This window comes from Actinoplanes sp. NPDC051470, assembly GCF_040682035.1.
In the GTDB taxonomy this organism is placed as follows: Bacteria; Actinomycetota; Actinomycetes; order Mycobacteriales; family Micromonosporaceae; genus Actinoplanes.
This window is the reverse complement of the sequence record NZ_JBFBAA010000020.1, coordinates 112,011-123,377: the sequence shown is the minus strand read 5'-3', so window position 1 is coordinate 123,377 and position 11,367 is coordinate 112,011. Positions and strand designations below refer to the sequence as shown.

General features: G+C 72.3%; 5 protein-coding genes. All 5 read left to right on the top strand.

Going from position 1 to position 11,367, the window contains the following annotated elements; translation table 11 throughout:
- Positions 1 to 1,742 (top strand): tachylectin-related carbohydrate-binding protein (locus AB0M54_RS30590; protein ID WP_364475135.1); only part of this gene is annotated, 1,742 nt, incomplete at its 5' end.
- Between the two features lie 117 nt (positions 1,743 to 1,859).
- Positions 1,860 to 4,364 (top strand): alpha-L-rhamnosidase C-terminal domain-containing protein, encoded by a 2,505-nt coding sequence (locus AB0M54_RS30585; RefSeq protein ID WP_364475134.1) that lies wholly within the window; start codon positions 1,860 to 1,862, stop codon positions 4,362 to 4,364.
- Between the two features lie 2 nt (positions 4,365 to 4,366).
- Positions 4,367 to 7,084, top strand: coding sequence for a discoidin domain-containing protein (locus AB0M54_RS30580; RefSeq protein WP_364475132.1), 2,718 nt, complete (start codon positions 4,367 to 4,369; stop codon positions 7,082 to 7,084).
- Entirely contained in the window at positions 7,081 to 10,992 is a 3,912-nt protein-coding gene (locus AB0M54_RS30575) for a family 78 glycoside hydrolase catalytic domain (protein ID WP_364329184.1), read from the top strand. The genes AB0M54_RS30580 and AB0M54_RS30575 overlap by 4 nt, the downstream gene beginning before the upstream one ends.
- A gap of 86 nt (positions 10,993 to 11,078) precedes the next feature.
- Entirely contained in the window at positions 11,079 to 11,294 is a 216-nt protein-coding gene (locus tag AB0M54_RS30570) for a helix-turn-helix domain-containing protein (protein WP_364475130.1), read from the top strand.
- The last annotated feature ends 73 nt before the right edge of the window (positions 11,295 to 11,367 follow it).

Below are 11,367 nucleotides of genomic sequence, written 5' to 3'. Positions count from 1 at the left end.
TCGTGGCGCATCGGGCGGATGTGGATGCGTTCATTCAGGAGCAGCACGACAAGACCGAGGCGGAGCGGGAAGCGCTGCGGCAGAAAGACATAAAGCGGCGGGCCGCGTCGGTGGTCGCCTGGGCGCCCAGCGAGGGGGAGCTCACGCTGGCCAACGACAACTTCATCCGTGCGATCGAGGAGAAGGCGGCCGCCGGTTCCGAGGTGGCCGGGGCGGCGTTGGCCGCGTTGCGCTCGCCGCAGCCGCCGGTGTGGGCCGCGTTCATCGAGACCGGCATCCATGCCGCGAGCGAGCGTGACAAGCAGATCGCCCTGGACCGGAAGGCCGCGGCCGACCGCCGGTTGGCGTCCGAGATCAAGGCCAGGGCCGACAACAGCCTGGTGCACCCCGCGTTGTCGGCGGCGGCGGCCACGGCGCTGGCCGGCACGCCGGGCGACGTCGACCTGTTCCTGCGGGCCGGCCAGTTCGACGCGCTCACCCAGTCGCTGCGGACCACGAGCCCGAACCGCAAGGGCTGGTGGGTGCAGAGCGGACCCGGCGTCGCGGCGGTGAACCACCCGGACCCGGGTTCGGCCGCGTCGGTGCCGGTGGCCGACGCCACCTGGAAGGTCGTCGACGGCCTGGCCGGCGAGGGCTGCCACTCGTTGGAGTCGACCGGCCATCCCGGCCACTACCTGCGGCCGGTGGGGTTCCGGGTGCAGTTGCAGCCGAGTGACGGCAGCACCGAGTTCAAGAACGCCGCCACCTGGTGCGCGAAGAAGGGACTGGGCGGTCCCGGGGTGTCGCTGGAGGCCAAGGCCCAGCCGGGCCGGTACCTGCGTCACCTGGGCGCCGAACTCTGGATCGCCGACAACTCGGGCGCCAATGCGCACGACCGGGCCTGCGGCTACCAGGACAACACGACCTGGCAGGTCGACGGGCCCGACCCGAAGGCGACAAAACGCCCCGATCCGGTCCGCGCCGAATGCGTGGCCGAGTGCCCCCAGGCCGTGTCCACCTATGTGGTCCGCAACGATGGACAGCTGCGCCAGTACCAGCACGCCGACCCGTTGAACGGCGGGTTCACCTGGGTCGACGGGGCCGGCAAGGAGATCGGCCAGGGCTGGCTCGGCGCCCGCACCGTGGCCGGGCCGGACGGTGTGGTGTACGTGGCGGTGGACAACGGCGAACTTCGCCGGTTCCGGTGGAACGGCACCGGCTGGGATGTCACCGACGGGGCGCAGTACAAGGTCATCGACCGCGGCTGGGAACGCTACGCCACCGCCGCGTACCGCAACCGCATCACCGTCGACACCCGGGGCGACATCTACACGGTCGAGCCGGACGGCCGGCTGCACTGGCGCTCGTACCAGCCCGCCACCGGGTCGTGGGAGCACCGGACGCTCGACGGCGACTGGTCAGGGTACGACCTCATCGTCGCCGCCGGCACCGGCGTGATCTACGCGCGTACGCCGGCCGGAGCCCTGTTCCGCCATCACTACGACGCGGCCCGCAACCAGTGGGCCCAGCAGGCCAAACCGGCCGGGTACGGCTGGCAGATGTTCTCCTCGATGTTCTCCGCCGGCGCGGACATCCTGTACGGCGCGCACGGCGGCAACGGGGGAGAGCTGCTCTGGTACCGCTATCTGCCCGCCACCGAGACCTGGGCGGACACCGGCAGCGGCACCGGCCGGGTGGTCGGCACCGGCTGGTACGGCGAGTACAACCTCACCGCGGCTCCGGACGCCTGCCGGCTGAATTGACCTGGTGACGACCGATCGGCCCGGCATCGTGGTGAGGTGCCGGGCCGATCGTGGGATGGCCGGGATCGGCCACTGTGAAACGTTGCAACTGGGAAAGCGCGCTCCTAGGTTCAGGAAATGCGGATCCGCAGCGCCACCGCCATCGGCGCGATCGTCGCCACCCTCCTGGCCGCCACGGCCACCCCGGCCGTGGCCGGCTCCGGTCCGTCCTGGGCGCGGTACGTGGTCGCGCCGTCCTCACGCGCCGTCAAGCCGGTCCGGATCGTCGCCACCACCGGCGCCGTGACCAACCCGCACGGCCTGCTCGGCCAAGGGGTGACGACCCTGTCCCGCCCGCAGCCGGCGCCCCGTCCGGCCTGGGCCGCCGGCGCCACCGCGACCGCGTCCTCGTTCCACGCGCCCAACAACGGCAACGACGGGCAGCCGCGTACGTACGAGCCCGGCAACGCGATCGACGGCGTCACCGACACGTTCTGGAACGACGACACGATCGCCGCGTTCCCGGACGTCCTGACCATCACCACGCCGGCGGCGGTGGCGCTGCCGGGCATCACGCTGCTGTCGAACCCCGACGGGGTGATCAAGGACTTCACCGTCGAGACCTGGAGCGGCAGCGCCTGGCAGCCCGCCGCGACGGTCGCCGGCAACACCGCCATCCAGGTGCGGGTGCCGTTCACCGCGCCGGTGCCGACCACCCAGGTGCGGATCACCGTCACCGGGGTCCAGTCGTCCGGGAGGGGCGACTTCACCCGGGTCAACGAGGTCTACCCGGGGCTGGTCGCCGACGAGCCCGTGCCCAGCGTCACCGTGGACTTCGGCCAGGTCGTCGCCGGCTACCCGGTGCTGCGGCTGGCCGGCGCCTCGGCCGGGAACCCGGGACTGCGGCTGGCCTTCTCGGAGACGAAGCAGTACCTCACCGACGTCTCCGACTTCACCCGGTCGTACAACGGGGACCGGATCACGCCGGGCACCGACCAGGTCGCGGTGAAGACCGAGCCGTACACCTGGACGGACACGCACGGTTGCGCCGAGGGGACCAAGGTCTGCGCCGACGGCCTGCACGGCTTCCGCTACCTGAAGATCAGCCTGGACGCGCTGGCCGCCGACGCGCCGCTGACCCAGCCGTACGGCAAGGTCAAGATCGACGGGGTGTCGCTGGACTTCACGCCGTTCCTGGGCACGCCGTCGAGCTACACGGGATGGTTCGAGTCGTCGGACAAGCAGCTCAACAAGTACTGGTACGACGCCTCGTACACCAACGAGCTGAACACCGACACCTTCCGCTCCGACGACGTTGACCCGCGCGGCGCCGACTCGCCCACCCTGCGCGGCAAGCTGGTGCTGCACGACGGGCCGAAGCGCGACCGGGACCCGTACGTCGGTGACGTCGCGGTCTCGGGCCGCACCGCCTACCTGACCCACCACCAGGTCGCGGAGGCCGCGAAGAACGTGCTCGCCGACCTGGCCGACCACCAGCGCCCGGACGGCTGGATCCCGCCCGCCTCGATCAACAACTACACGCTCCCGCTGTTCGACTACCCGCTCTACTGGGTCACGAGCAGCTGGGACTACGTGCTCTACACCGGCGACACCGGCTACGCCACCACCTACTACCCGCACCTGCTCAAGGTGCTCGACACCTGGTACCCGACGCTGACCAACAGCCGGGGCCTGCTGGAGAAGGGCCTCAACGGCACCGGCGGGTACGGCGACTACGCCTTCCTCGGACGCACCGGCGAGGTCACCTACTACAACGCGCTCTACGTCATGGCGCTGCGGAACGCCGCTGACCTGGCCGAAGCGCTCGGCCACGCCGACGACGCCGCCCGCTGGCAGGCCCGCGCCGGGACCGTCGCCGCCGCCGTCAACACCCACCTGTGGGACGCGACCGCGGGCGCCTACCTCGACTCCAAGGTCGGGCCCGTGCGGCACGGCCAGGACGGCAACGGGTACGCGGTCCTGACCGGCATCGCCGACCCGGCGCGGGCCACCAGCGCCCTGGGCTACCTGGCCACCAGCACGGCCACCCCGTACGGCAACTCGTTCATGGACAACAACACCCTGGTGCCGGACGGCCGCGACCGCGTCTACGCCTTCACGTCCTACCCCGAGATCCAGGCCCGCTTCCGCGCCGGCCAGGCCGAGTCCGCCATCGACGAGATCAAGCGGCTGTACGGCTGGATGGCCGCCCACGACCCCGGCATCACCGGCTGGGAGGGCATCGGCGCCGGCGGCTCGCACTACCAGGGCCCGTACACCTCGGCCGCGCACGGCTGGTCGACCGGCGTGCTGCCCGCCCTCACCAACGAGCTGCTCGGCGCCACCCCGACCGGCGTGGGCTTCTCGACCTGGTCGGTGACCCCGCACCCGGGCACGGTGAAGTGGGCCAACGGCCAGCTGCCGACCCCGCACGGCCCGCTGCGCGTCTCCTGGGCCACCGGTAAGGGCCGGGTCGCCTTCACGCTGACCGTCTCGGCGCCGCGCGGCACCTCGGGCGACGTCACCGTGCCCACCGGCGGCCAGGCGGTCAAGGTCTTCCTCGACGGCCGCCCGGTGCCCGGCGCCACCCTGCGCGGGCTCACCGGCCGGCACACCATCACCGTCACGAAGATCGGATCCTGACCATGAAGTTCCTCGCCCTGCTGGCCGGGACCTCGCTCCTGGTCGCGGCGGTGGCGCCCGCGCCGGCCGCCGCCGCGGATCCGGACCGCCCGTGGGAGCACAACAACTTCGCCCCGGCGAGCCGTACGGTCACCCCGAAGCAGGTGTTCCGGACCACCGGGACCGTGCTCCAGCCGCGTCCCGGCGCGGCCGTGCTCACCGGCGCCGGCTCCTCGATCACCTACGACTTCGGCCGGGAGGTCGGCGGGCTCGTCACCCTGCGCTTCGGCACCGGCGGTGACCCGGGTCAACGGCTCGGCCTCGCCTTCACCGAGTCGTCGCAGTACGTGGGCACCACCAGCGACGCCAGCAACGGCGGCAGCGGGGCCGACCTGTCCCTGCACACCGACGTCACCCCGGGCGGCACCTGGACGATGCCGCGGGCGTCACTGCGCGGCGGCTTCCGGTACCTGACGCTGTTCGCGGAGTCGGCCGGCTCGATCCATCTCAACCGGGTGTCGCTGGAGATCTCGTTCACGCCGTCCATGACCGACCTGCGCGACTACGCCAACCACTTCCACTCCAGCGATCCACTGCTCAACAAGATCTGGTACGCCGGGGCGTACACCGTGCAGACCAACACGATCGCGCCGGACACCGGCCGGGTCTGGGGGCCGCCGGCCACCGGCTGGGACAACAGCGCCACGGTCGGCGCGGGCAGCGAGATCCTGGTCGACGGGGCCAAGCGTGACCGTACGGTGTGGCCCGGCGACCTCGGCGTCTCCGTACCCACCGCCTTCGCCTCACTGGGCGACCTGGTGCCGACCCGCAACGCGCTGACCACCCTCTACGACCACCAGACCGCGGCGGGCCAGTTGCCGTACGCCGGGCCGCAGGTCAACTTCTACGGCTCCGACACCTACCACCTGTGGTCGCTGATCGGCACGGCCACCTACTACCAGTACACCCACGACCGGCCCTGGCTCGACACCGAGTGGTCCGGCTACCGGCGCGCGGTCGACTACATCCTGGCCCAGGTCGGCGCGGACGGCCTGCTCACCGTGCGCGGCACCGCCGACTGGGCGCGTGGCAACCAGGGCGGCCGGAACATCGCGGCCAACGCCCTGCTGCACCAGACGCTGGTGACCGGGGCCGAGCTGGCGACCGTACGCGGGGACACCGCCCTTGCCGCCACCTGGACCACCACCGCAGTCCGGCTGAAGGCCGCGGTGAACGACGTCCTGTGGGACGAGGCCGCCGGCCGGTACCGCGACAACCCGGACAGCGACCTGCACCCGCAGGACGGCAATGCTCTGGCCGTCTGGTACGGCCTCGCGCCCGCCGACCGGGCCGCGCGGGTCAGTGCCGCGCTCACCACCAACTGGAACACCTTCGGCGCCACGACCCCGGAGAACGGCGGCCAGATCTCCACCTTCCCGGGCTCGCTGGAGGTGCAGGCCCACCTATTCGCCGGGGACGCCACCCGGGCCCTGGAGCTGATCCGCCGCGAGTGGGGCTACATGCTCAACTCGCCGCTCGGCACCGGCAGCACCTTCTGGGAGGGCTACCTGGCCAACGGGCAGTTCGGCTACGGCGGGGCGTACATGAGCGCGGCGCACGGCTGGGCCACCGGGCCGACCTCGGCGCTGACCTTCTACGTTCTCGGCATCCGCCCGACCACCGTGGACGGCGGGTATGTGATCCATCCCGAGCCCGGCGACCTGAAGAGCACCGAGGGCTCGCTGCGGACGCCGTTCGGGGACATCGCGCTGGCCTGGCGGCACGACAAGCCGGCCCGGACGTTCACCGCCGAGGTCGACGCGCCCGCCGGGGCGGTCACCCGGGTCGACGTCCCGACGTTCGGGGCCCGCACCAACGTCACCGTCAACGGGCGGCTGGCCTGGGACGGCCGGAAGGGGCACGCCTTCGGCGCCCGGCTCGAGAACGGGTACGTCGTGCTCACCGGCGCCCCGCGGCGGGCGAGCGTCGTCAGCACGGCGATCGGCAACGTCCCCGAGACGCTGGCGGTCGCGGTGACCTCGGCCGGGACCACCCCGGTGATCGCCGGGCAGCAGCTGTCCGTCCCGGTCACCGTCAGCGCCACCGGCGACCGCGTGGTCAGCGGCACGGTGACCGCGACCGTGCCCGAGGGCTGGACCGTCGCCCCGGCCCCGTTCGCCCTCGACACCCGCAACGGCCCGGGCAGCACGGTGGTCCAGGTCGGTGTCCGGCCGCCGGCCGACACCCGTGGGGGTACGGCGTCAGCCGCCATCACCGCGACCGGCGCCGGGACGACCGCGAGCGCCACCGTGCCGCTGCTCGTGTTCGGCGCCTGGCCGGCCGGCACCACCGCGACCGCGTCCAGCTTCCACGCGCCGAACGTGTACAACGGCCAGACCCGCACGTACGAGCCGGGCAACGCGGTCGACGCCACCCTGGCCACCTTCTGGAACGACGACACGTCCGGCGGCTATCCGGACACGCTCACCGTCACCGCCCCGCAGCCGGTGCGGTTCGACGGCGTCGGCTTCGCCTCGCTGGTCGACGGCGTGCCGACCGACTTCACCGTGCAGACCTGGGACGGCGCCACCTGGACGACCCGGGCCACGGTGACCGGCAATACCGCCCTGTACCGCTGGATCCCCTTCGACCCGGTCTCGACCAGCCAGGTACGCGTGGTCGTCACCGCTTCCCAATCCCAGAACGGCGCCTTCAGCCGGATTGCCGAGGTAACCCCGTGAGACGTCCGGTCATCGCCGCTCTCGCCCTGCTCACCGTCCTCGCGGGCGCGACACCGGCCGCCGCGGCGCCGGCCGGCACCGCTGCCGCCCCGAACGCCCTGAAGGTGGCCGGGCAGGCCGCCGACGCCCTGGTCGGCTCGCCGCATCCGGCCCTGTCCTGGGCGCCCCGGGACTCCCGGCGCGGCGAGGCGCAGAGCGCGTACCAGATCAAGGTCTCCGACCACGGCCTGGTCTGGGATTCCGGCCGCGTCGCCTCGGACGCCTCGACCGGCGTCGCGTACGCCGGACCGGCGCTGCTCGCCGACCACACCTACTCCTGGTCGGTGCGCACCTGGAACCGGCGGGGACAGGCCTCGCCGTGGTCACGGCAGCAGCGCTTCGACGTCGGGCCGATGGCGGTGGGGGACTGGTCGGCCTCCTGGCTGCGGGTCCCCGACGGCGCCCTGGCCCGCCGCACGTTCGACGTCACCAAGACGGTTGCCCGGGCCCGGCTCTACCTCGCCGCCCAGGGCCTGGCCGAGCCGCACCTCAACGGCGCCGTGGTCGCGCCCGAGCGGCTGCTCGACTCGTCCGTCACCGACTACGCCAAGCGGGTCCTCTACCGCTCCTTCGACGTCACCGGCCAGATCCGGCGCGGGTCGAACGCGCTCGGCGTGATGGCGAGCCAGGGCCAGTTCTACGCCCCGCCGACCTTCCTGGCCCAGCTGTCGCTGACCTACGCCGACGGCTCCCGGGCCGTGATCGGCACCGACGGCTCCTGGCGCAGCGCGGCCGGCCCGGTCGTCCGCGCCGACTTCTACTACGGCGAGACCTGGGACGCCCGCAAGCAGATCGCCGGCTGGGACACCCCGTCGTTCGACGCGTCCGGCTGGGCCGCCGTCGCCGAGTACGCCCCGGTGGCCAAGCCGGCGAGCCTGGCCCAGGGCCGGCCGGTCACCGCCGCCGACGAGACCGCCTGCTGCGGCTGGTCGCGGGCCGCGCTGGTGGACGGCATCGACCGGTCGGTCGACGGCAGCCAGGGCTATCACTCGGCCACCGCCGCCTCCGCCGACAGCACCAAGTGGGTCCAGGTCGACCTGGGCACGAGCCAGGCGGTCAAGAGCCTCACCCTGTTCCCGGCCCGGCCCACCAACGATCCGGCCGGGGACTTCCCCGGCGCCGGCTTCCCGGTCCGGTACGCGGTGCAGATCAGCGACGACGCCGACTTCACGAACGCGCGTACCCTCGTCGACCGCACCGCCGCCGACCAGCCCAACCCGGGCGTCACGCCGGTGTCGATCCCGGTCGACGGCCAGGGCCGGTACGTCCGCGTCACCGCCACCAAGCTGCCCTGCCGCGACACGTCCTGCACGTTCCGCCTGGCCGAGCTGAGCCTCTACGGCGCGAACCCGGCGCTCACCTTCGGGCTGAGCCGGCTCGAGGCCGACGTCAGCCCGCCCACCCGGATCGTCTCCACGCTGGAGCCGGTCCGGGTCACCACCCCGGCGGCCGGTGTCCAGGTCTACGACTTCGGCCAGAACTACACCGGCCAGGTGACCCTGCGGGCGTCGGCGCCGGCCGGCACCACGGCCGTCATCACCAAGGGTGAGCTGCTGGACAGCGCCGGGCGGGTGACCACGTCGAACATCAGCTTCAACGACGGCGAGCCGCCCCGTCAGCAGGACCGGTACATCTTCGACGGCTCGGGCGAGCAGACTTGGATGCCCCGCCTCAACTACGCGGGCTTCCGCTACGCCGAGGTGACCGGGCTGCCCGCCGGCACCGGCCTCACCGTCACCGCGGCGGTGATCCACACCGACGTCGCGCCGGCCGGGACGTTCAGCACCTCCGACCCGCTGCTCAACCGGATCCAGGACGCGCTGGTCCGGACCCAGCTCAACAATTTGCAGGGCATGCCGCTGGACTGCCCCACCCGGGAGAAGCGCGGCTGGCTCGGCGACGCCGGCGACACCGAGGCCGAGGCGATGGCCAACCTCGACATGCAATCCCTGTACGCCAAATGGCTGGCCGACATCCGGACCAGCGCCAACAGCAACGGCAGCATCCCGTCCGTCTCACCGGACCAGGGTGAGGGCGACCGCTTCTTCACCGATCCCGCCTGGGCCACGGCCTACCCGCAGATCGTCTGGGACAGCTACCAGCAGTACGGCGACCCGACGGTGCTGCGCGACAACTACGACAGCGTCAAGCGCTGGGTCGACTACCTGGCCACGATCAGCGACAGCCGGCACATCGTGCGCAACGCGCCGGGCTCGTGGGGTGACGACTGGCTGTCGACCGTGAGCACCCCGCACGTCTACTTCCAGACGCTGTTCTACCTGCTCGACAGCCGCCGGCTGGCCGACATGGCCACGGTTCTGGGCCACGCCGACGATGCGGCGAACTACCGCCGGCTGGCCGGGGAGATCACCGCGGGCTTCACCGCCGAGTTCTTCGACCCCGCCACCGACACGTACGGCGCGGGCACCCAGCTGGCGTACGCGATGCCGCTGGCCATCGGCATCGTCCCGGCCGGCCACGAGCAGGCGGTGCTGCGCAAGCTGGTGCAGGACATCGTCGCTCACGGCAACCACGTCACCACCGGCTTCGTCGGCACCACCTTCGTCTACCAGGCGCTGGGCAAGTACGACCGTAACGACATCGCCCTGGCCATCTCGCAGCGCACCGACTTCCCGAGCTTCGGCTACATGCTGGCCAACGGCCCCGGCACCATCTGGGAGAAGTGGACCAACTCGTCGGCGGCGGACGGCACCTCGTCCAAGGACCACATCGGCCTGGCCGGCTCGATCGGCCAGTGGTACTACGAGCAGCTGGCCGGGATCCGCCGCGAGTCGGCCGGCTGGCGCACGCTCACCCTCGCGCCCAGCGTGGTCGGCGACCTGACCCGGGTGAACGGCTCGCAGGACACGGTCCGGGGAAAGGTGGTCAGCTCCTGGCGCCGGTCGGGCAGCACGCTGACCTACCACGCGGTCGTCCCGGTCGGCAGCACCGCGACGATCGAACTGCCGCTGCTCGGCGGCCCGAATTCGACGGTACGCGAGGGTGACCGGGTGATCTGGCGGGCCGGCCGCCCGGCCGGCACCGTCCCGGGCCTGACCGTCGGCGGGGCGGCCGGCAAGGTCCTGACGATGACCGCGGGCTCCGGCGACTACACCTTCACGGTGACGCCGCCGGCCACCCCGGTGACGGCACTGACCGTGACCTCGGCCGGCGACAACCCGTCCCCGATCACGGCCGGTCACCGCGGCGACGTCTCGGTCCTGGTCGAGGGCAGCTCCACCGGCGGCGGCAACGCACGCCTCTCGGCCGAGGTCCCGGCCGGCTGGACGGCCGAGCCCGCCCCGGCGGCCGTCCCGCTCCGACCGTCCACCACGGCCACGCTGGCCTCGCTGCGCCTCACCGTCCCGGCCGGAACGCCGGGCGGCACCTACCCGGTGACCGTCACCGCGCGGGCGCCCGACGGCACCCGGGCCACCGCCACGATCAACGTCATCGTCTTCGGCGCCTGGCCGGCCGGCGCCACCGCGGCGGCCTCCAGCTTCCACGAACCCAACATGGTCGACGGCGCCACCCGTACCTACGAGCCCCGGAACGCGCTCGACGCCGACCCGGCGACCTTCTGGAACGACAACACCGAGAACCAGTACCCGGACACCCTGACGATCACCGCGGCGACGGCCGTGCCCCTGACCGGGGTGGGCCTGAGCTCGCACCGCGACGGCGTCCTGACCGCCTTCGACGTGCAGACCTGGGACGGTGCGACGTGGACGACCCAGGCGACGATCACCGGGAACACGGCCACGAACCGCTGGATCCCGTTCCGTGCCCCGGTGACCACCACCCAGGTCCGGGTCGTGGTGAACGGTTCACAGAACCTCTACAGCCGCGTCGCGGAACTGACCCCGTGACGAGTTTGTTGACACGGCGGAAACATCCAGCTACGTTGCCATGAAACGATTCACATCGATCCCGGGGCGGTTCGTGAGGGGGCAGGATGTCGACCACGGCCGAACGTCCCCGCCTCCTCGACGACGACGACGTGGCCGTCCTGGCCCTGCTGGCGCAGGGCCTGCCGGTCGGCACGGTGGCCCGCCGGTTGGGGATGTCGGAACGGACGCTCCGCCGGCGGACCCGGGCGATCTGCGACGCCCTGGACGTCCCGGCAGTGATCACGGCGGTCGCCTGGGCCGCCAAACGCGGTCTCCTCTGACCGCTAGCGATGAAACGTTACAGCCCCGAGTCACCCGTCCTGATCGGATTCGGCCATGCGCTTGCGCCGCGGT

Excerpts from the sequence above, each read along its gene's own strand:
- AB0M54_RS30585 (WP_364475134.1), top strand. The coding sequence starts at position 1,860 with ATGCGGATCCGCAGCGCCACCGCCATCGGCGCGATCGTCGCCACCCTC.
- AB0M54_RS30580 (WP_364475132.1), top strand. The coding sequence starts at position 4,367 with ATGAAGTTCCTCGCCCTGCTGGCCGGGACCTCGCTCCTGGTCGCGGCG.
- AB0M54_RS30570 (WP_364475130.1), top strand. The coding sequence starts at position 11,079 with ATGTCGACCACGGCCGAACGTCCCCGCCTCCTCGACGACGACGACGTG.